This window comes from Ferrimonas kyonanensis DSM 18153 (assembly GCF_000425405.1).
Lineage (GTDB): Bacteria > Pseudomonadota > Gammaproteobacteria > Enterobacterales > Shewanellaceae > Ferrimonas > Ferrimonas kyonanensis.
In genome coordinates, this window is record NZ_AUDJ01000001.1 from 239,921 (window position 1) to 260,414 (window position 20,494).

The following is a 20,494-nucleotide window of genomic DNA, read 5'->3' on the forward strand; positions in this document are numbered from 1 at the left end:
CAGACAATTGCAGCTTGTGTGCCAGCCGTGCCAAAAGCCGGTTTTGGGGGCGGAACTATGATCGGCCACGGGCAGTTACGAAATGCCGTGAAACGACTTACCGGATTTCGTGGGACGCTACGAAATCTAACTATGGCAGTGGCGGTGGTGGTGAACAGAGTGTGGCAGTAAATGTGGGGTGAGGTAATGGCTGCAACTGAGGAATTATCAGGCTGTGAGCTTGCTCAAATAACCGTGGCTTTCATGAGCCTAAGTGGGCTGCGACAATAACTGTGAGCTGGATCCTTTATTATCGATATAAATAATTGAAATGAGGTCAGAATTAATAAATTAGTGAAATATGTAGACTGGATCTCATTTGGCATTTTAGTTTTTTTGTCGTGGATAATCGGTGATTTTCAGGTGTTTTCTTAATATCGCTTTTTTAGCTTCAAATACATGACCCAATCCTCGGTATTGCCTCGCTTCAGCTTTTAAAATGACGACAATTCGTAATTGAGGGCCCAGTGTTATGTCTACCGAGCTGAAGTTTTTCTATGAGGTGACTCAGCACCTGTCCGGCAGTTTGCAGTTGGATAAGTCCCTGAAGCACTGCTTTGACTACCTGGTCCAGCACATTCCCATCGATGGCATCTACATCAACCTGTTTATGCAAGAGAGCCAGGAGATTCAGATGGTGGCGCACGCCGACCGTCAGGGGGGACAACTGCTGGATCGTCGCATCGCGCTGACGCCCGAGATGTGTGACTCCCTCAATGATCGCGAGCGACCGCCCATCCGCATTCTGAACCACATCTCTATGGATGGGGTCAGCCATCACGTGCTGTCGCAGCTTATTCCCGGTGCCAAATCATTGATGCTGTTAAGAATGCAGTGTGATGATTTTCATCTTGGGGTGGTGGGACTGTACGCCAACCAGGAGCAAAGCTTCCGCGCGCGCCATGCGGATCTGCTGCAATCCCTGCATCAGCCCTTCAGCATGGTGACGGCGTTCAACCTTCAGGGGCGTAACCTGTTGGCGGAGAAAGCGCAACTGGAGGCGGAGAACCGCAGCTTACGCCGCTCTATCGACAGTCGAGAAGACGTCATCGGCGCCAACAGTGGTCTGCGTCAGGTGATGGAGCAGGTCGAGGCCATCGCACCGCTGGACAGCACGGTGCTGATTAACGGTGAGACCGGTTGTGGTAAAGAGGTGATTGCCAACGCCATTCACACCCGTTCTTCCCGATCCAACAAGCCGTTTGTGAAGGTGAACTGCGGGGCGATTCCCGACTCGTTGATCGATTCCGAACTGTTTGGTTATGAAAAGGGCGCCTTTACCGGCGCTGAGAAGCGTAAGCAGGGCTATTTCGAGCAGGCCAACGGCGGCACCATCTTCCTGGACGAGCTGGGGGAGCTGCCGTTGTCGGCCCAGGTGCGCTTGTTGCGGGTACTGCAGAGTCGCACCATTGTTCGGGTCGGGGGCATCGAACCGGTGGAATTGGACATTCGCATCGTGGCGGCGACCCACAGGGATCTGCAGCAGATGGTTAAGGCTGGCTCGTTCCGTGAGGATCTGTGGTACCGGCTCAATGTGTTCCCCATCGCCATTCCGCCGCTGCGCCATCGCCGTGAAGATGTGCCGTTGCTGGTTCATCATCTGCTGGAGCAGTTTTTGACCCGCTTCAAGCTGGATCGCTTGCCCTCCATTGCCCCGGAACAGTTGGCCAAGCTGCAGAACTACGCCTGGCCGGGCAACGTTCGTGAACTGGTGAATGCGGTCGAGCGAGCGATGATTCAGTCCCGAGGGGCGCCGTTGGTGTTTGACTTTCTCAGTACTGGCGGCGAGCCGGAAACCGGTCACAGTGGTGGCGGAGAGACGGTGGTGATCGACCCCAGTCGTGCCAGTGATCACTTGGTGTCACTGGACACCATGACCGCCAAATACATTGAGCATGCCCTGAGGATCACCGGCGGCAAGATTCACGGCAGTGGTGGGGCAGCGGAGAGGCTGGAGATTCACCCCAATACACTGCGCAGCAGAATGAAAAAGTTGGGGTTGATGTAATTCAGCGTCTAGAAAGAAAAACGCGGCCACGGCCGCGTTTTTTTATGCCCCATAAAAAAGCCACCGCTCAGGCGGTGGCAAAAGGGTCAGGAAATAAAACAGGGTGTTGAGGTTCGGTTAGAAGTAGTAACCGAAGTTGATGTTGATGCGCTGATCCCAGCCGTCGCCGGCTTCTGGCAGACCAACGTGGTCGTCCATCTTGGTGGAGAAGGTCATGTTTTTACCCATGATGAAATCCGCCATGATGTAGATCGGGCCGGCCGAGAAGGCGGCACCGGTAACGTTCTGGTAGCTGTTGTCGTAGCTGCTGTCATCCACGTCGGGAGTCATCAGGCCGAAATCGTTGTAGATCTTGACGCTGCCCCAGGAAGTCGGGATGGTTTTCGCCAGGTTGAAGGAGTAGATCTGACCCTTGGAAGCCACTTCATACTGCCAGCCAGCGCCGCCCAGACCGATCTTGTTGTTGTCCATGCCGTCTGGATTTTCGGCATCAAATTCGTACTGCATCGCTTGCAGTTGCAGTTTCCAGCCCTGGTAGCCTGCGTCCATGTGGACGGCAAAGGCGTTGCGGTCACCGTTTTTCTCGGTCTTGCTGTTGTAGATCTGGCCGTACTCCAAAGAGCCACCCATGACGATTTTCAGGTCACCGTCGCTGAGGGTGTAGGTCTGACGCAGGTTGATCTGGTTGGTTTCTTCGTTGTTGTACTCGGTGCCGTTAACGGTGCCGGAGAAGATGTCAGGGGCGTAGGCTTTGGTGTCTTTGGAGTTGTATTCGCCGTTCTTGTAGAAAGCGATGTCGGTGTGCCATTTGCCGTTGTCGAAGGTGGCTTTGGCGCCAACATCGAAATCATCCTCGAAGCCCAGGTAGTAAGGCAGACCGAACCACCAGCTGTTGGAGATGAAACCCGGGTTACCGAATGGGACCTTGTTGATACCGAACTGCAGCTGCCATTCCGGATCGATGTTGTAGTAACCGTAGCCCCATTTGATGAAGTTTTTGCCGGAGGCAAAACGGTATTCGCTGGACAGACCCCAGTCGCCGTGGGTGCCATCAAATTTAAGCGTTAATACGTCAAAATTCAGGTCGCCGCCTTTATCTTTTGACTGGTCGTTATACAGCTTCATGCCGTAATTAACACGAACGGAACCACCGATATTCATGCCATCTTCTGCCGCGGCATTTACGGTGTATAAAGAAGACAAGAGTGCCGAAATAACTAAGGCAGATTTTGTCAGGCGCATGCTGTTCATCATATTTACCTTTCAGTGTTTGTTTTTGTGGTAAATACAGAGCACGGGCTGTGCCAAGCAGGAAAAAACCTGAATCGCGGCTGAATTTCTTGAATCCGGATTTGCAAAAACGATATCTGGTGATTTTGCGGTTACGAGATGTCGTGAGATTAACGATATTTCACATGCGCAAGGCGCCGATTCGGGCGAATCGGCGCCTCTGAGGGTCAGGCCATCGACAGGTAGGTCAGGAAACCGGCCCAGCTGAGTCCGAGCAGAATCCAGGGAAGCAGGGCGGTCTGCCGGGAGGTGGTGTCCATCGACACCGGCGCTTGCTCGGGCTGGGATTTGTCCCGTTGTTCACGCTTCTTCTGCTTGTCACGCTCGCGGGCCTTGGCCTTTTCACGCTTCTTGTATTCGGCGATGCCTTTCTCGATGCCTTTGGCGATCAGCCGGGTTTGCTCTTTGGTCTGGCCGGGTTTTTGGGTGGCCTTGGCAATCTTATCGGCCTGGGCCACCACCTGGGGGGAGACGGCCTGCTGGTTCTTTGCTTTCATGGAGTCGTTAAGGTGAGAAATGGTGACCCAGTGTACCTCAGGTGCCAGCAAAAAGGGGGCCGAAGCCCCCTGAAGGATTTTGGTGCAGGGGTCAGTCCGAGCCGTGGACCTTGTCGATGCCAAAGGTTTTGCCTTCGCCATGACAGGTACTGCAGCTCTCTACCGGCAGGTTGGCGCTGCTGTCCGGGTTGCTGTCGACGGTGGCGCCGTTGCTCTCGAAATGGGCCATGGCCGCGGCATCGGCGTGGGCGTGACAGGAGCGGCAGCTGGCGGCGACGGGAGACACGTACTGGTCGGTGCCAATGGCGATGGCCCGTTTACCGGACATCAGGCCGCCGTCGGCCGCAAACAGCGGTTGATCGGCGCTGTGGCAGGCACCGCACTGGACAATGCCATTGGGGTAGCCTTGCAGTTCGGCCTCGGCGTTGAGGTACACCCCCTGGGCCTGGTCGTTGTCCCAGGCGCCGCTGTGGTAGCGGTGAACCACGGTGACCAGATCCCGGTTACTGAAGCGGATGCCCTCGACCTCAGTGGCGCTGCCATCGTCATTAATCACATTGACCGTCGGGTGGAATGAGCCGGCCCAGGTGCTGTTGTGGCAATGCATGCACTGAGTAAACTCGGTTACCCCATGGCTGCCTTTCACGTGGGTGAGGTTTTCGTGGCAGGCGTTACAGGCGGTTTCGGTTACCGAGACCCGGTCGGGCTGACTGTGGCGAGCCGTTGTCGGGCTGCCGCCGTCGAGGTTGAAGTAGGCCACCGGCGCGTGATTGGCGTAGCCGGTACCGTCGGCCTCACAGGGCATCGCCGCACCCTGTTCGCCGCAGAACTGCACCTCGGCGGTCAGATAGATGCTGCCGCTCAAGCTGCTGTCGGCCAGATCTTTCGCTACCGTCAGTACGCCGCCGCTGAGGCTGACCCGATCCGGTGCGTTGATGGTGAGGGTGGCATTGCGGGTCACCACGCCGTCGGTATCGACGTTGCCCAGCAGGATGCCTCGACCGGTGTTGGTCATGTAGGGGGTAAAGTCGAAATCGTCGGCGGCGGGGGCGCCATTGAAGGTGACATTGGCAGTGACCGTCAGGGTACTGAGGTCATCGGCGAGGCCGTTGTCACTGACCACTGCGGAGGTAAACTCAAACCCCAGCCCTTCATTGGCCAGCATCAGTGCCCGGCGCATCGGTTGGTGGCTGTACTCCACGGTACCGGGCAGTCCGGGACCCGCCGGTGGCGCATCGGGGCCATGACAGCTGTCACAGCTGCGATCGCTGCCGACGGCGGCGATGTGGTTGGCGGCGTCCTCACTGGTATGACAGGACTGACAGGCCTGGCCGTAGAGGTTGGCCTGCCAGCTGTCCTGTTCACCGTGACAGTGCTTGCATTGAAACAGTTCGCCGGGAAATCCGACCGCGTCAAATCCGTCCCGAATGCCGGCGTGCAGATCGTGAATCATGGCGGGGAAATCGGCATCGCCCAGGGCCGGAGTGTGGCAGGCCACGCATTGCTCCACTTTCTGGTAGTTGGAGTGGGTGTCCAGGTAGGCGATGCGCGGGTCGTCATCCGGGTAGCCTGGCAGTGCGCCGTGGCACTGGATGCAGGCGCCATTGGTGACACTGTCTTTGACTGAGACCGCCAGGGCATCGCTGGCGGGAATGAAGTCCAGCGGTGTCGACAGCACTTTGTCCGCCACCCCTTCGCCATTGCTGTCATTGAGATCATAGGCCCGAATGATCACCCGGTGCAGCAAGTTGGGGTCGCCATCGGCCAGCACCACTGGCGCATTGCCATCATGGCTCCAGCTGCCGTGGTAACGGCCCGGAGTGGCCTCATCCTCGACCAGGGTGCAGGCATTAATCTCATTGCCGCCCCGGTCGGTGGTTTTTCCGGTCAGGGTACAGGTCATGGACGAGCCGGCGCCGTTGGCCTGAGTGTGGCTCTGCCACTGGGTCGGTGCGCCGCTGTCGCCGCTGTTGGTCGACTGATTCATCACGTACAGGGCGATGCGTGACAGCCCGACCAGGGGTACTCGGTTGCCACCATTGAGGCCGCTGGCGCTGAATTCGATGCTGAAGGGATCGCTGCCGGTGACCACCACGTCACCGGGTTGCAGCATCAGCTCAACCTCGGCGGCCGATTCTGCGGTGCGGGTAAAGGAGCCGGCAGGCAGGCCGGGATCCCCCGGAGGTCCAGGGGGACCTTCCGGCCCCGGGGCGCCGTCGGCGCCATCGTCGCCGTCACAGCCAAAGATCAACAGAGAGGCCCCCAGCAGCAGGGCTGAGCGTGTTGCAGCTGACTGAATCATCATCATTGTCCTTTTCGATTGTTGATTGCGGGCCTCTAAAATGTAGGCGAGCTTTCACGGTTCGGACAGTGTGGAAGTGGATGTTATTTCAGTGATAAAACCTAGTGTTTTAGTCGGCTTTTGCCTGTTCGAGCTGCTTTTGCGGGTGAACGCAGTGGTATCCTTCCTGCAACCAGCGCCGGTAGGCGCAGTTGACGCAGGAGCGCAGGGTGTCGTCCACCTGTTCATCTTCGTCGTCGGCGATGAACCAGCGGCACTCGCGGGCAGCCATGCGGCTGTGTTTGCTTTCCATAGTGTCCTCAATAATGCTTCAGGTGGCGTTTTTGGGCGTTGAACCAACGGTCGCCGTCGAAGGCCACCAACAGGGTCATGCGGTGATTGAGCTGTACCGCTTTCAGTTTGCCTTCCAGTTCGATTCGAGTGTGGTTGGGAACCGGTTGATGGCTCAGGGTCCAGACTTGCTCCAATGGCGTGTGACGCAGCAGCGCGGCGATGCTGACTGGCTGTGCTAACCCTTCGGGCAGCGTCAGTTGGCCCTTATAGCGGCCGTCATTGCCGCACAGTCTCAGGCCGATGCCGGCCAGGGCGCCGATCACGCCGTCGCCACTGCCGCCGTGCTCTGACAGCCTGGCCTGGCATTGCTGTGCCAACTCGTAAGCCTGCTCCTTGGTCAGCACCTCTTTCTTGGCCCGCAGTCCGAATTCAATCAGGGCTCGTCGAGCCTCGGTGTCGGCGTCGCTGAACAGGCACAGGCCCGGATCCGATCCCGGTGCCGATTCCGACAACAGGTGCTCCACGGCCAATTGGCGAATGCGATCCGGATCGCCGGCTTCGCCAATGCAGAAGCACATGGCGCTGTTGTGGGAGGTGTAGGGAATGTCGTCATGGACAAAGAGTTGGTGTCGGGTCACCGGCGAGCAGTGGCCCAGCTCCAGCTGGTGAATTTTTTCGGCCAGCTCTTCGGCCAGTTCTCCGGTGCCCTTGGTGCCGATCTCGTCGGTGTCGTCGATGCAGAGGTAGAGGGTCATTGTGGTTGCCTGTGTGTGGGAATCAATTGGTGATGAGCGAGGCGTTGCAGCAGCATAGGGGTGCAACAGGCCCCGAGAATGGAGAACAGTCCACCGCCGAGGGTCTTCCAGCCGGACTGGACCAGGATCAGGGCCGGGTCGGCGCCCGCCAGCCACAGCTCCAATGCCCCTTTGCCAACCCACACCGTCAGCGCTGCCGCTGCCACCAGCAGCGCCTGAGCGGTAAACCAGGGGGCCATGGGCAACAGCAGCAGGGCCAGCTCCATTGCCATGGCCGGCAGCAGAAACTTCAGCAGCACCAGCGGACCGCCCTTGCCGACGCCCATGATCAATGCCAGCAAGCCGGTCATCAGGCCGCAGTACAGCACCGAGCCCCGCTGTGGGACCAGGCCGCGGGCCAGCAGGTAGACCAGCACCAGCAGGAACATCGAATGGCCAGTCAGGCCCAGCTTCAGCCGCACCACGGCTTTGAAGCTAACCAGTAGCAGGGCCAGGCCGCTGAGCAGTATGGCGTCGCTGAGTGAAAAACGGTTCACGGATTACTCCTCCGGGTAGTGGGTCATGGGCTTGGGGTTGTCATCGCAATAGCCCCGGGCCTGCAGGGCGGTGGCTTGCAGTTGGCTCAATCGAATCAAGCGGATCAGTAATGGCAGTAGCACCTGGCTGGCCAGGGCCTTCCAGGCGGCCGGGCGCCACAAATCGCCGCTGCCGATGGGCGCGCCTCGAAGCCGTTGCAACAGGTACAGCTCTTTGGCCTCATCGGCGATCAGCGGAATCTGGCTGAGGCAGGCGCCGAGAATGAGGGCGTTGCGGTCACTCATCCAGCCTCGAATGGCCGCCAGGGTATGGTGACCCGGGGTGGACAGGAAAAACCACAGTCCGGGAACCAGCATCAGGGTCATCCTCAGACACAGCAACAGCGCATCCGGCCAACTGTTCAGGCCGAAACGGATCAGGTACAGCGACACAATCAGCACCAGCTGCACCAGCAGCAGCCGGGTCAGTTGAGACAGGGCCTTGAGCCCCTGAGGCTGAAGCAGTAACAGACTCAGGTTGACCATGGTCAGTGGCGCCAGCGCCCAGGGGGGCAACAGCAGTGCCGCCGTTGCCAGAACTGGAACCAGTGCCAACTTAATCCGGGTACGGCTGCGGGTGCTAACCTTCATGGATCTCTCCCGCCTCGATGTGCCACTGGCGGTGACTCAAGGGCAGAGGCCGGTGGCTGGCGATCAGCACTGCGCCCCCCCGTTGCAGCCGCTGCGCCAGCGCACGCCATAAACGTTGGCTGGAGTCGGCGTCCAGTCCGGCAAAGGGGTCATCCAGCAACAGCAGCCTGGGCTGTCGACACAGCTGACTGGCGATGGCCACCAGGTGCTGTTGCCCGTAAGACAGCGTCAGCGGTGAACGATCGGCCAAGGTGCTCAGGCCTAATTGAGCCAATTGCTGGTCGGCCTGTTGTCGGCACTGAGACTCTGGCAGCCCCAGTTGCCGCAAGGACAGCCTGAGCTCTTCGGCGACGGTGGTGGCACTGAGCTGGCGAGCGGGCTCCTGGCACACCAGCGCCAGTTGCCCGCCATGGCTGTCGAGACGCGGCGGGCGATTCAGTACCATAACCTGGCCGTCGGGGGCGGCCGTCAGTCCACACAGGGCCCGCAGCAAGGTGGTTTTGCCACTGCCGTTGTTGCCCCACAACTGCACGCACTCACCAGGGTGAATGGCCAGTGCGCTGGCCTTAAGTCGGTCTTGGTTCCCCAGTGTCAGGGTCATGGCGGTTAACTGCAGCAGCGCCGAGGCTGGGGCCACGGGCGGGGGCAGAGCCAGTGACTGGCACTGTGAATCCGGTTGCGGTGGCTGACCCAGACCGGACTGGGTCAGCCAGCGGTGATGGTCGATGAGGTCGCCATAGCCGTCGCTGTGATGCTCGGTAATGACCAGGGTGAGGCCCTGCCGTTTGAGGCGGTTCAGCAGGGCCTGCAATTGAGCGAAACCCTGATCGTCCAGTTGTGCCCAAGGCTCGTCCAGTAGCAGCAGTTCTGGCCGGCTGACTAACTGGGCGGCCATCAGCACCCGGTATTTCTGTCCCAGTGACAGGGCTCGGGTGGGGTGGTTCAGGGGCAGGTCCAGTTCCACCAGATCCAGAGCCTGGCGAACGCGGGCTTTCATCTGCTTGGAGGGGACGCCTTGTGTCTCCAGGCCCAGGGCCACCTCCGGTCCAATTTGATCACGAAGCAGCTGCAGGTTGGGGTCTTGCAGCACCAGCCCGCAGCGGTTCGGGCGACGCAGGTCACCACCGCTGATCGGCTGAATGCCAGCCAGGATCTGCAACAGGGTACTCTTGCCGCAGCCGGTGGGGCCGGACACCAGTAGGGCCTGCCCCTTAGGCAGGCGCAGATCCAACGGCGCCCACAAAGGGGCGCCGTTACGTTCTGCCGTGACCCCGGTAAGGGTCAGTGCCGTCATGTTCAGAACTCGGCGCGCAGGCTGAGCATCCACTGCCGTCCGGCGGCGGGCAGATCTTCGCTCTGCTCGTAGTACTCATCCAGCAGGTTGGTGACCGTCAGTTGCCAGGAGGTGCCCTGCCAGGGCAGGGGTTGTCCCAGGCTCAGATCCACCAGGCTGTAGTCATCGATGTCCACCGGGCCGTTGGCGTCGTAGTACACCTGATCCATGACCCGCTGTGCGTCCAGGCGGGCGGTCACTTCCCATGGCAGTCGGGTCAGCAGGCTCAGCTTCACCGTATGCGTCGGACGGTTCTGCAATTGATCGCGATTCTGATCGTCCTCACCGCGATTTTCCGCATCCAGATAGCTGTAGGTCAGATCCAGATCCACCGCGTCCAGCGAACGGTTGCTCCAGCCGAGATCGACCCCTTGGAATCGGTATTCAGCGTAGTTGCGGTAGACATCGTTGCTGTCCTTTTCGATGTAGTTGTCGACATCGCTGTGGTACACCGACACCATCCAGCTGTTGGCGGCATCCAGTTGTTGCTCCAGTCCCAGCTCGAAGTGCTCGGTGGTTTCTGGTTCCAGCTCGGCGTTGGCACCGCTGCCTTCGTACAGGTTGCGCAGCGTCGGGAAGCGGACCTTGCGGGCGGCGGAGGCATGCAGCTGGGTGTTGTTGCCCAGCATGTAGAAGCCGGAAGCCAGGGCGGAATAGCGGTTCTTCTCTTCGATGTCGCTGCGGTGCCAGCCGGCCGACAGGGTGGCGCCGTAGTCGCCATTGGCCAGCCACTGGTACTCGGTGACCAGGGTGTACAGGTTCTGGCTCTCGTCCAGGTGGCTGATGCTGGGGGCACTGCCGCCACCGTTGCCGCCACCGTTACCGCCGCCGTTACCGCCGCCGTTGCCGCCGCCGTTGCCACCGGCTCGGGCCTGGGCTTTGTTGCCCCCCTTGCCGCCGCCACCGCCGGAGCTGGCGGCTTTAATCACGGTGGCATCGTACTGCTGGTTTTCCAGAATTACCGCAGTGGTCAGCACGTGCTGTTGATTGCTCAGAATCCACTGGCCATTAAAGCCCTGATTGGTCGCGGTAGAGTCGCTTTGCTGCTTGTAGGCATCGAAGTCGGCGTTGGTGTATTGATTTTCAAGCTTGTCCTGCCAATTGTGGTAGGCAAAACCGCGTACACTGTTGTGGCTGTTGAGGCGGTGCGCCACGCTGAACTGGATGCCACCTTTCTTCAGGTCATCCACCCGTTCGTACTTAATTTTACTGTCGGCCAGGTTGCCGACTCGGCTGGGCTTGCCCCACTCGGCCTGCTCGTATTCGCCGGTCAGGCTCATGCGGGTGTCGTCACCCCATTGCCACTCGGCATTGCCATACAGGCTGTCCGAGCGGTTATCGCTGTTGTTGCGCTGGCCGCCGTTCTCTTCCGGACCCGGGGTGAAGTCGTCGGCCAGGTTGAAGCCGTCCTGGCCGCTGCCGCTGTAGCTCAGCAGCAGGTTGCGGGTGTCGGTGGCACCGGCGACACTGGCATTGGCTGTCCAGCGACCGTCATTGCCGGCACCCACCTCGGCGCTGACGCTGCTGGCATCGATGCCGGTGCGGGTAATGACGTTGATGACCCCGGCATTACCGCCGGTGCCGTACAGCAGCGAGCTTGGGCCCATGCTGACCTGAATCTCTTCGATGCGGCTGGCAGGGATCAGGCTGGCGTCAAACTGGCCGTCATAACTGCTGTTGGCTGGTACGCCGTTGACCAGCAGCAGTACATGGCGTGTCTTGAAACCGCGAATGTCGATCAGTGGTCGACCGGCACCACCGGTGCGTACATAGACACCGGGAATCTTGGTCAGCGCCTGGTCCAGAGTCAGGGCCCCCTGCTGCTGCAGATCCTCCTGGGAGATGCTGTAGCTGGTGGTGGCCAGTTGCTGGGGGGCCGGTGCGTCACCGGTCACCACGATCACCTCTTGAACGTCAAACACGGAATCGGATTGATCCGTCGCCATAGTCGAGCCACTGCACACCAGTGCAATGGCACTTGCCACCGTAGTAAACCGCATAACCTGTTGTTCCACTTGTAATCAGACTGGAGTTGTGAGGTCATTTTCGGATCTTGGTCACGTTATCTTCAATCGCCTTGCGCTGGTCCTTAGAGCTGGATCAACAGTAAATGCGCCCAAAGGAAAAGAGTGACCTGAAATAACCATTGCGCCGGGACAGAATGTCTCAGGGAGCGGCCTGTCCGGACAGAAAGGGGCGGTTGTCGATGGCGGCGTCATTTAGGCGTCGCCGCCAGCAGTGCTATGCTAGGGGCATTCTTGAACAGGGGTGGATGCCCATGCAGTTTTATCGTCGCCTGCATCCGGTGAAAGCGATCAGCTTCGATCTGGATGACACCTTATACAACAATAAGCCGGTGTTGCTGGCCGCCGAAGCCCGGTTGATGCAGTGGCTGGCTCATCACAGCCGCCTTCCCCAGGCCGGAGAGCGTCGTTGGTGGTGGCAGCAGCGGGCCCATCAGCTGAGGCTGACGCCGGAGTTGCGTCACGATACCACCCGGTTGCGGCACCGCACCTTGGAACGGGGGTTGCTGGCGTTAGGGCTGTCCGACTGTGCCTCGGCGGAGTTGGCCGATGGCGCCATGGCCAATTTCCTGGAGTGGCGCAATGAGATTGTGGTCAGCGACGAGGTGCGCCAGGTGATCCAACGCCTGGCGCGGCGCTGTCCGTTGGCGGCGATCACCAATGGCAACGCCGATCTGGCCCGGTTCTGGCCCCAGGCGCCGTTTGTGGTAGCCCGCTATGCCGGTCAGCATGGGCCGATGAAGCCCGACCCGTCCCTGTTTGAACAGACCTGGCAGCGACTGGGGGTGGCGCCCGCTCAGCTGCTGCACATCGGCGATCACCCCAATGCGGATGTGGCCGGAGCCAATCGGGCCGGCTGTCAGAGCGGCTGGTTGACGCCCCCCTATGAGCAGGCGGCGCGACCGCTCGCCGCCAGTCTGCCCACCTTTGCCTTTCAGCGGCTGTCGCAGCTGCTGCAGTTGCCCCTCTGAATACTGGTTAAATACTCAGTGTTTTTTGCTATAGTGGCGTTTTTTCCCATTGGAGCCTTGCCATGATCCCGTCGGCCTCAGCGTCTGAGTTACTCGACTCCCTCAACGACAAGCAGCGGGCTGCCGTTGAGTCGGCGCCCGGTTCGGTGTTGGTGCTGGCCGGTGCCGGCAGTGGCAAGACCCGAGTCCTGACCCACCGTATCGCCTGGTTGCTCAATGAGCAGGGTGAGAGCCCGTTCGCCATTCTGGCTGTGACCTTCACCAACAAGGCGTCGGCGGAGATGCGCAGTCGCATCGAGTCGCTGGTGGGCGGCCCCATGAATCGAATGTGGATCGGCACCTTTCACGGGCTGGCGCACCGACTGTTGCGGGCGCACCACCATGAGGCGGGACTGCCGGAAGGGTTTCAGATTCTCGACTCCGACGATCAGTACCGGTTGATTCGCCGCATCCTCAAAAGCCTGGATTTGGATGAAAAGCGCTGGCCGCCTCGGCAGGCCATGGGTTACATCAATGCCAAAAAGGACGAGGGCTTGCGCCCGGCGCACATCGATGCCGGGCACCATCCCATGGAGCAGATGCTGCTTCGCATCTACAGCACCTATCAGGAGGCCTGTGATCGGGCCGGATTGGTGGATTTTGCCGAACTGCTGCTGCGGGCCCATGAGTTGTGGCTCAAGCACCCGCAAATTCTGCGGCATTATCAGGGCCGGTTTCGGCATGTTCTGGTGGATGAGTTTCAGGATACCAACGCCATTCAGTATGCCTGGATTCGGTTGTTGGTGGGGCAAAGCAGCAATGTGATGATCGTCGGCGACGACGACCAGTCCATCTACGGCTGGCGTGGTGCCAAGGTGGAAAACCTGACCAAGTTTTTGGACGATTTCCCCGGTTCCGAAGTGATTCGGCTGGAGCAGAACTACCGTTCCACCGGCAACATTCTGGCGGCATCCAATACTCTGATTGCCAACAATGCCGAGCGGATGGGCAAAGAGTTGTGGACCGACGGCAAGGATGGCGAGTTGATCGCCGTGTTCCAGGCCTTCAACGAACTCGAGGAAGCCCGTTTTATTGTCAGCCGGGTTAAGCAGCACCTGGAGCAGGGCGGAGCGCTGGCGGACTGCGCGGTGTTGTACCGCTCCAATGCTCAGTCGCGAGTGCTGGAGGAGGCACTGTTGCATCAGCAGGTGGCCTATCGCATCTACGGTGGTCTGCGCTTTTTCGAGCGTCAGGAGATCAAAGATGCCCTGGCCTACCTGCGACTGGTGGCCAACCGCAGCGACGATGCGGCGTTCGAGCGGGTGGTCAACACCCCGGCGCGGGGCATCGGCGATCGCACCCTGGACATCATTCGCACCACCTCCCGCCAGCATAGGTTGTCGTTGTGGCGCAGTTGTCAGCAACTGTTGAATGAGAAAGCACTGTCCGGACGGGCCGCCAACGCGGTGCGGGGCTTTATGGATCTGGTGGCAGAGATCGACGACGAGATTGCCGACTTTAGCCTCAAATTGGCCACCGATAAGGTGATCGAACTGTCCGGGCTGCGGGCCATGTACGAACAGGAAAAAGGCGAAAAGGGCCAGGCGCGGGTGGAGAACCTGCAGGAACTGGTGACGGCGGCCGGGACCTTTGAAAAGCCGGAAGAGGCCGAGGAGATGAGTGACGTCAATGCCTTCCTGGCCCATGCGGCGCTGGAAGCCGGTGAAAACCAGGCCAGCGACAGTGAGGATGCGGTGCAGATGATGACCCTGCATTCGGCCAAGGGACTGGAGTTTCCGCTGGTGTTCATGTGCGGCGTCGAAGAGGGGATGTTCCCCAGCCAGAAAGCGGTCGAGGAGGGAGACCGGCTCGAGGAGGAGCGGCGCCTGTGTTACGTCGGCATGACCCGGGCGATGCAGAAGCTGACCATCAGCTACGCCGAAAGCCGCCGCATCTATGGCCGGGAAACCTTTGCCAAGGCGTCCCGGTTCCTGAGCGAGATCCCCGAGCAGTACCTGGAGCCGATACGGGCCCAGACCCAGGTCAGCAGTACCAAGAGCGTGAATCGTTTCAGCCAGACCGACAAGAGCTTCGATGCCACCGGCCTTAAGCTGGGGCAGCGGGTAAAACACCCGAAATTTGGTGACGGGGTGATCATCAACTACGAAGGCACCGGTCCCCAGAGTCGAGTGCAGGTGGCGTTCGATGGTCAGGGCATCAAGTGGTTGGTGGTGGCTTACGCCCGGTTGCAACCCATGTAAGGCCCGGTCAGCGCCGGTTCCCTGCCGGCGCCGGCATTTGCGATTACACTTAAGGTGGTGCAAGCCTTAGGAGGAATCGTCATGGGCATTGCCATTAGTATCAGTGAGTACCTCAATCAACACCATATCCCGTTTCGGGTGGTGTCCCACCCCTATTCCGAATCAGCCCTGCAATCGGCCATCAGCGCCGGCATCCCCCAGCAACAGGTGGCCAAAGCGGTGATGCTGCAAGATCACCAGGGGCGCCAGTTGATGGCGGTGATCCCGGCGGACCGGCGCCTGCGCCTGAAGCGGCTGGGGGAGTTGCTGGAACGGGATCTGTCTCTGATGCCGGAGGTGGAAGCATCGCAAACCTTCCCCGATTGTCAGTTTGGCGCCTTGCCGGCGCTGGGGCAGGCGTACCACGTTCCCGTGGTGTTTGATGAGGTGTTGCAGGACCAGCAGCAGGTGTTTTTTGAAGCCGGTGATCATCAGTTGCTGGTGCAACTGAGTCAGCGCGACTTTGGCCGGGTGATGGCCGAAGATCGCCATGGCCGCTTCAGCGTGCAGCCGACTCTGGACTACGGTCAGCGGCGATTGTGAGAGCTTTCCCATTTCACTGATGGCCCGTGATCCAGATCAAGACTCCTTGTGTCAGAAGTGTGTACTTTGCCGGTACATACTTCGCAAGGAAAAGTTAACGTGCTGTTACTTAAGCGTATTTCACTGGGCAAGAAGCTCTGGTTACTGGTCATCCTTTCCATCATTGCCACCCTGTGGTTGCTGGTTTTTTCCGCGGATCTGCTGAAGCAGCGCATCAACGAAGCCAGCGATGAAGCGCTGGTCAATCAGGTGGAGCAGGCCAGCTCCCTGTTGACTCATTATCAGACCCTGATTCCCGAACTGGGTGAGGCCCAGGCCAAGCAGCAGGCGCTGGCGGCGCTGGCGGCATTGAGATTTGAAGGGGACAACTACTTCTGGGTTCTGGATCGCCAGGGTACCCTGCTGGCCCACAGCCGCCGCCCGGACCAGCTGGGGCAGGTGATGACGGCGGTGACCGACGCCAACGGCCAGCGTCACTGGCAGACCATGCTGGATCGCACCGCCAACGGCGGCCGCGGCTTCCTGACCTATGCCCTGACTCAGAACGACCAATCGGTGCGGGACAAAACTTCCTACGTGATGGCCGACGACCGCTGGAACTGGGTCGTGGGTGCCGGTGTGGAACATGCCAATACTCAGGCGCTGTTCTGGGATTTGATCGTGCGGCTGGTGTGGGTGTCGATCATTGCCACCGCCATTACTCAGTTGGTCAGCCACTTTATTCGTCGTGACATCAGCCAGGCCATCGGTGATCTGGAAAAGGCCTGCGATGCCATGGCCGATGGCGATCTCAGTGGCCGCGACGATCAGCTGCTGGACCGACGCGATGAGCTGGGTCATCTGGCCCAGGCGCTGACCAAGATGCGCCGTTCGCTGGTGCAGGTGCTGGCCGAGGTGAAGCGCAATGCCGACGATGCCCAGCAGCAGTCTCAGGCCCTGAGCGAATCGGCCCAGGCCAGTCAGCATACGGTGGAGGAGCAGCAGGCACAGTTGCAGCAGGTGGCCACCGCCGTCAATGAGATGAGCCACACCATCGGCGATGTGGCCCACAACGCCGAGCAAACGGCGTCATCCACCGATTCCGCGTCCCAAAGCAGCGTCGACGGTCAGCAGCGCATGCAGCAGGCGGAGCAGCAGATCAACCGCCTGGCAGACAGTGTCAGCACCAGTGCCGAACGGATCGCCGAGCTGCATCAGGGGGTTCAGGCCATCAGCGAAATTACGGAGGTGATTAACGGCATCTCCGAACAGACCAACCTGCTGGCGCTCAATGCCGCCATCGAAGCGGCCAGGGCCGGCGAGCAAGGGCGGGGCTTTGCGGTGGTGGCCGATGAGGTGAGGCAGTTGGCGGCCCGGACCCGGGAGTCCACCTCGCAAGTGCAGACCACCATCGAGAGCCTGCAGCGTGGTGCCGTGACCTCGGTGGAGGCGATGCAGGGGTGTGCGACCATGGCCACCCAGAGCGCCGAAACCAGTCAGCAGATGGCCGATACCCTTAAGGAGATGGTGACTCAGATCCGCGATGCCAACGATCGTGCCGGTCAGATTGCCACCGCTGCGGAGCAACAGAGCTCGGTGTCCGAAGAGATCAATCAGAACCTGATCCGCGCCAATGACGCCGGTGTCGAGGTGAAAACCCAGGCGGAACAGGTGGCCGAGCAGAGCCAGGTGCTGCTCAGTCATGCCAGCGACCTGCAGGTGCAATTGCAGCGGTTTAACTTCAGCGCCGGATAGTAGTTTGGCCGGGATTGCCGCATAATGGCCCCAGTTGGAATTTGACGAGTACGGGCACGGAAGATGCTTGCAGTGATGCGTGATCGATTAGGGCCATACCTGCGCCTGGCCAGACTGGACCGGCCAATTGGAACTTTTTTGTTGTTATGGCCGACGCTGTCGGCCATCTGGCTGGCCGCCAATGATGGCTCACCGGACCCTCGGGTGGTATTGGTGTTCTTTGTGGGGGTGTGGTTGACCCGCGCCAACGGCTGCATCATCAACGACTACGCCGACCGCGACCTCGACGGCCACGTGGAGCGCACCAAGGGGCGGCCGCTGGCCAGTGGCGAGCTCAAGCCCAGAGAGGCACTGGCGCTGTTCGTGGTGCTGGGGCTGGTGTGTTTTTCCCTGGTGCTGACCCTCAATACCCTGACGGTGATGATGTCCTTTGTCGGCATGGCGCTGACCATCCTCTACCCGTTCACCAAGCGGTTTTTCCCCGGCCCCCAGATGGTGCTCGGGGTGGTGTGGAGTTGGTCGATTCCCATGGCGTTTGCGGCCCAGACCGGCGCGGTACCGCTGGAAGCCTGGTACCTGTTTTTCGCTCATTGGTGCTGGACCGTGGCCTACGACACCATGTACGGCATGGTCGATCGTGAAGACGACCTGCAGGTGGGGATACGGTCCACCGCCATCTGGTTTGGCCGCTATGACCGTCACTTTATCGCGCTGTTTCAGCTGATGACCCTGGTGCTGCTGTCGGCACTGGGCTGGCGTCTGCAACTGGCCTGGCCTTACTACGCGGGGCTGGTGGTGATGACGCTGTTGTTCGTGCATCAGCAGTGGCGCATTCGCCATCGTCATCGCGATGCCTGTTTTAAAGCGTTCTTGAACAACAACTGGGCCGGGTTGGCGCTGTTTACCGGAGTGGTGACCAGCTACGCCCTATAGCCCGTCCGCCCACAAAAAAACCGCCTGTCGGCGGTTTTTTTGTGGCTCGGTGGCGGCTACTTGATGTAGGCAAAGGCGTCACCGAACAGGCGCCGTTCATCGACCCCTTTGTTGCGGAAGGCTTCTCGGGCGGCGCCTGCCATCTCAAAGCGTCCGGCGATGTAGACGTCGTAGTCACCCAGGCTGATGAAATCATTGCAGACGGCGTCGATGACCGTGCCTTGGCGCTGGCCAGCCACCGCCTCATCAAACACCGGAATGACGGTTAGGTGAGGGCAGCGCTGCGCCCACTGGGTCAGCTTGTCGGCCTGGTACATGCTGGCCTGATCCCGGCAGCCCCAGTACAGAAAGGTGGTGCTGGTATCACCGGCAGCAATCAGGGTTTCCATGATGCTGTTGATGTAGGAGAAGCCGGTGCCACCGGCAATCAGCAACCGTGGCCGTGACTGATCCTGGCGCAGGTAAGCGTCACCGAACGGCAGCTCCACCTCGATGCTGTCGCGGTTTTGCATCGCTTCGATCACCTGCATGGCGTAGCTCTCGGCGACCGCGGCGCCGATGTGCAGCTCCAGCTGGTCGCCGTTGACCGGGCTGGAAGCGATGGAGAACGGACGTTTATCTTCATCACTCATCACCACGGTCAGGTACTGGCCGGCGGCAAACGACACCGGTTGTGTCGGGGTGAGGATGACCTTGAAAACGGTATCGCAAAACGGCGTCACCGAAGCGATGTTACAGCGGATCCTTTGCATTCTATTCTCATTGTTATCGAGTTACTGCGGCGCATTGTAGCCCGAAGCCCGGGCGACACGCCAGCGTAAGGATCGATTGCGGCTATCGCCACTAATCGATTCCCAGAGAGTCCCACAGGTCGTCGACCCGGGTTTTGACCGCCTCGTCCATGACGATGGGCTCGCCCCATTCCCGCTGGGTTTCCCCTGGCCATTTATTGGTGGCATCGATGCCCATTTTGGAACCGAGCCCGGCTACCGGGGAGGCGAAGTCCAGGTAATCGATGGGGGTGTTGTCCACCATCAGGGTGTCACGGCTGGGGTCGACTCGAGTGGTCAGGGCCCAGATAACGTCGTTCCAGTCGCGGGCGTTGACGTCATCGTCGCAGATGATAATGAACTTGGTGTACATAAACTGGCGCAGGAAGCTCCAGGCCCCCATCATCACCCGCTTGGCATGACCCGGGTACTGCTTCTTAATGGTGATCACTGCCATTCGGTAGCTGCAGCCTTCCGGCGGCAGGTAGAAATCTTCGATCTCCGGGTACTGTTTTTTCAAAATTGGCACAAACACTTCGTTCAGCGCCACACCAAGCATGGCAGGCTCATCCGGCGGCCGACCGGTGTAGGTGCTGTGGTAGATGGCGTCTTTGCGCATGGTGATGTGGGTGACCGTCAGCACCGGGAAGCGCTCCACTTCGTTGTAGTAGCCGGTGTGGTCGCCGTAAGGGCCTTCATCGGCTTCCTCGCCGGGCTCCAGGTAGCCTTCGAGGATGATTTCACTGTGGGCCGGTACGTCCAGATCGTTGCTGATGGATTTGATCACCTCGGTGCGTTCGCCTCGCAGCAGCCCGGCAAACGCGTATTCGCTCATGGCATCGGGAACCGGGGTGACGGCGCCGAGGATGGTGACCGGGTCAGATCCCAGTGCCACCGACACCGGATAGCGCTCGCCCGGGTGTTTTTCCTGGAAATCTTTGTAGTCCAGTGCCCCGCCCCGATGGGCCAGCCAGCGCATGATCAGCTTGTTCTTTCCCAGCAGTTGCTGACGGTAGATGCCCAGATTCTGGCGTTTTTGGTTGGGGCCCTTGGTGATGGTCAATCCCCAGGTCACCAGCGGCGCCACGTCGCCGGGCCAGCAGTGCTGAATCGGCAGTTGAGTCAGATCGACGTCGTCGCCACTGATCACCACCTGCTGGCAGGGGGCTTTCGAGACCCGCTTGGGGGGCATGTTGAGCGCCTGCTTGAACATCGGCACCTTGGAGATGGCGTCTTTGAACCCGGACGGGACCTCGGGCTCCTTCAGAAACGCCAGCAACTCCCCCACTTCCCGCAGGGCACTGCTGTCTTCCCGGCCCAGGGCCATGGCCACCCGTTTCGGGGTGCCAAACAGGTTGGCCAGCACCGGCATCTGCTTGTCTTTGACGTTCTCAAACAACAGCGCCGGTCCGCCGCTGCGCAGCACCCGGTCGCTGATCTCGGTCATCTCCAGATGGGGGTCGACTTCGGCAGCGACCCGCTTGAGCTCGCCAGCCTGTTCCAAGTGGCTTATGAACTCTCGTATATCCCTGAATTTCATGCGATAGTCTCTAATTTACAGGCTACAATCATAGCTG

Annotated in this window: 17 protein-coding genes; 6 read left to right on the top strand and 11 right to left on the bottom strand. The window is 60.0% G+C overall.

What is annotated here, in order from left to right; genetic code table 11:
• The first annotated feature begins 511 nt into the window (after positions 1-511).
• Complete coding sequence (locus H598_RS0101135) at positions 512-2,047, top strand: sigma-54 interaction domain-containing protein (protein WP_028111353.1); 1,536 nt, start codon at positions 512-514, stop codon at positions 2,045-2,047.
• A 117-nt stretch (positions 2,048-2,164) separates the two neighbouring features.
• On the opposite strand, the gene H598_RS0101140 is transcribed toward H598_RS0101135, so the two are convergent.
• The 9 genes from H598_RS0101140 to H598_RS0101180 all read right to left on the bottom strand — a co-directional run bounded on the left by H598_RS0101140 (position 2,165) and on the right by H598_RS0101180 (position 11,663).
• Positions 2,165-3,301: a hypothetical protein gene (locus H598_RS0101140; RefSeq protein ID WP_028111354.1), complete on the bottom strand. Its 1,137-nt coding sequence runs from the start codon at positions 3,299-3,301 to the stop codon at positions 2,165-2,167.
• Positions 3,302-3,504: 203 nt separating this feature from the next.
• Positions 3,505-3,834 (bottom strand): DUF2956 domain-containing protein, encoded by a 330-nt coding sequence (locus H598_RS0101145; RefSeq protein WP_028111355.1) that lies wholly within the window; start codon positions 3,832-3,834, stop codon positions 3,505-3,507.
• A gap of 91 nt (positions 3,835-3,925) precedes the next feature.
• Entirely contained in the window at positions 3,926-6,139 is a 2,214-nt protein-coding gene (locus H598_RS0101150; protein WP_028111356.1) for an OmcA/MtrC family decaheme c-type cytochrome, read from the bottom strand.
• A 106-nt stretch (positions 6,140-6,245) separates the two neighbouring features.
• The gene (locus tag H598_RS22970; protein WP_035414909.1) at positions 6,246-6,428 is read right to left on the bottom strand and encodes a hypothetical protein; all 183 of its coding nucleotides are present in this window, start codon (positions 6,426-6,428) and stop codon (positions 6,246-6,248) included.
• A 7-nt stretch (positions 6,429-6,435) separates the two neighbouring features.
• Positions 6,436-7,164, bottom strand: a complete 729-nt coding sequence (locus H598_RS0101160; RefSeq protein WP_028111357.1) for a hypothetical protein — start codon at positions 7,162-7,164, stop codon at positions 6,436-6,438.
• Positions 7,161-7,700 (bottom strand): hypothetical protein, encoded by a 540-nt coding sequence (locus H598_RS0101165; RefSeq protein ID WP_028111358.1) that lies wholly within the window; start codon positions 7,698-7,700, stop codon positions 7,161-7,163. Before H598_RS0101165 ends, H598_RS0101160 begins: the two co-directional genes overlap by 4 nt.
• 3 nt (positions 7,701-7,703) lie before the next feature.
• Entirely contained in the window at positions 7,704-8,330 is a 627-nt protein-coding gene (locus H598_RS0101170) for an energy-coupling factor transporter transmembrane component T (protein ID WP_028111359.1), read from the bottom strand.
• Positions 8,320-9,624 carry an ATP-binding cassette domain-containing protein gene (locus H598_RS22975; RefSeq protein ID WP_051252228.1) on the bottom strand — a complete coding sequence of 435 codons (1,305 nt, stop codon included), beginning with the start codon at positions 9,622-9,624 and terminating at the stop codon, positions 8,320-8,322. The genes H598_RS0101170 and H598_RS22975 overlap by 11 nt, the downstream gene beginning before the upstream one ends.
• A gap of 2 nt (positions 9,625-9,626) precedes the next feature.
• The gene (locus H598_RS0101180; protein ID WP_028111360.1) at positions 9,627-11,663 is read right to left on the bottom strand and encodes a TonB-dependent receptor; all 2,037 of its coding nucleotides are present in this window, start codon (positions 11,661-11,663) and stop codon (positions 9,627-9,629) included.
• A 161-nt stretch (positions 11,664-11,824) separates the two neighbouring features.
• Between H598_RS0101180 and H598_RS0101185 the strand changes: the two genes are divergently transcribed.
• The 5 genes from H598_RS0101185 to ubiA all read left to right on the top strand — a co-directional run bounded on the left by H598_RS0101185 (position 11,825) and on the right by ubiA (position 18,147).
• Positions 11,825-12,658, top strand: coding sequence for an HAD-IA family hydrolase (locus H598_RS0101185; protein WP_084144264.1), 834 nt, complete (start codon positions 11,825-11,827; stop codon positions 12,656-12,658).
• 62 nt (positions 12,659-12,720) lie between these two features.
• Positions 12,721-14,898, top strand: coding sequence for a DNA helicase II (gene uvrD / locus H598_RS0101190; RefSeq protein ID WP_028111362.1), 2,178 nt, complete (start codon positions 12,721-12,723; stop codon positions 14,896-14,898).
• An 81-nt stretch (positions 14,899-14,979) separates the two neighbouring features.
• The gene (locus tag H598_RS0101195) at positions 14,980-15,480 is read left to right on the top strand and encodes an aminoacyl-tRNA deacylase (RefSeq protein ID WP_028111363.1); all 501 of its coding nucleotides are present in this window, start codon (positions 14,980-14,982) and stop codon (positions 15,478-15,480) included.
• Between the two features lie 99 nt (positions 15,481-15,579).
• The gene (locus H598_RS0101200) at positions 15,580-17,214 is read left to right on the top strand and encodes a methyl-accepting chemotaxis protein (RefSeq protein WP_028111364.1); all 1,635 of its coding nucleotides are present in this window, start codon (positions 15,580-15,582) and stop codon (positions 17,212-17,214) included.
• Positions 17,215-17,289: 75 nt separating this feature from the next.
• The gene (gene ubiA / locus H598_RS0101205; RefSeq protein ID WP_035414912.1) at positions 17,290-18,147 is read left to right on the top strand and encodes a 4-hydroxybenzoate octaprenyltransferase; all 858 of its coding nucleotides are present in this window, start codon (positions 17,290-17,292) and stop codon (positions 18,145-18,147) included.
• Positions 18,148-18,203: 56 nt separating this feature from the next.
• Here the strand turns inward: ubiA and fre are convergent, their stop codons facing one another.
• Positions 18,204-18,899, bottom strand: coding sequence for an NAD(P)H-flavin reductase (fre, locus tag H598_RS0101210; RefSeq protein WP_028111366.1), 696 nt, complete (start codon positions 18,897-18,899; stop codon positions 18,204-18,206).
• A 91-nt stretch (positions 18,900-18,990) separates the two neighbouring features.
• Positions 18,991-20,457 carry a 4-hydroxy-3-polyprenylbenzoate decarboxylase gene (gene ubiD / locus H598_RS0101215; RefSeq protein WP_028111367.1) on the bottom strand — a complete coding sequence of 489 codons (1,467 nt, stop codon included), beginning with the start codon at positions 20,455-20,457 and terminating at the stop codon, positions 18,991-18,993.
• Between the last annotated feature and the right edge of the window lie 37 nt (positions 20,458-20,494).

Bases quoted from the DNA above. Each gene is read 5' to 3' on its own strand.
- fre (WP_028111366.1), bottom strand. From the start codon at position 18,899: ATGCAAAGGATCCGCTGTAACATCGCTTCGGTGACGCCGTTTTGCGAT.
- H598_RS0101140 (WP_028111354.1), bottom strand. From the start codon at position 3,301: ATGATGAACAGCATGCGCCTGACAAAATCTGCCTTAGTTATTTCGGCA.
- H598_RS0101150 (WP_028111356.1), bottom strand. From the start codon at position 6,139: ATGATGATTCAGTCAGCTGCAACACGCTCAGCCCTGCTGCTGGGGGCC.
- H598_RS0101145 (WP_028111355.1), bottom strand. From the start codon at position 3,834: ATGAAAGCAAAGAACCAGCAGGCCGTCTCCCCCCAGGTGGTGGCCCAG.
- H598_RS0101185 (WP_084144264.1), top strand. From the start codon at position 11,825: ATGTCTCAGGGAGCGGCCTGTCCGGACAGAAAGGGGCGGTTGTCGATG.
- H598_RS0101135 (WP_028111353.1), top strand. From the start codon at position 512: ATGTCTACCGAGCTGAAGTTTTTCTATGAGGTGACTCAGCACCTGTCC.
- H598_RS22975 (WP_051252228.1), bottom strand. From the start codon at position 9,624: ATGACGGCACTGACCCTTACCGGGGTCACGGCAGAACGTAACGGCGCC.
- H598_RS0101160 (WP_028111357.1), bottom strand. From the start codon at position 7,164: ATGACCCTCTACCTCTGCATCGACGACACCGACGAGATCGGCACCAAG.
- ubiA (WP_035414912.1), top strand. From the start codon at position 17,290: ATGCGTGATCGATTAGGGCCATACCTGCGCCTGGCCAGACTGGACCGG.
- H598_RS22970 (WP_035414909.1), bottom strand. From the start codon at position 6,428: ATGGAAAGCAAACACAGCCGCATGGCTGCCCGCGAGTGCCGCTGGTTC.
- uvrD (WP_028111362.1), top strand. From the start codon at position 12,721: ATGATCCCGTCGGCCTCAGCGTCTGAGTTACTCGACTCCCTCAACGAC.
- H598_RS0101170 (WP_028111359.1), bottom strand. From the start codon at position 8,330: ATGAAGGTTAGCACCCGCAGCCGTACCCGGATTAAGTTGGCACTGGTT.
- H598_RS0101195 (WP_028111363.1), top strand. From the start codon at position 14,980: ATGGGCATTGCCATTAGTATCAGTGAGTACCTCAATCAACACCATATC.
- H598_RS0101180 (WP_028111360.1), bottom strand. From the start codon at position 11,663: ATGCGGTTTACTACGGTGGCAAGTGCCATTGCACTGGTGTGCAGTGGC.
- ubiD (WP_028111367.1), bottom strand. From the start codon at position 20,457: ATGAAATTCAGGGATATACGAGAGTTCATAAGCCACTTGGAACAGGCT.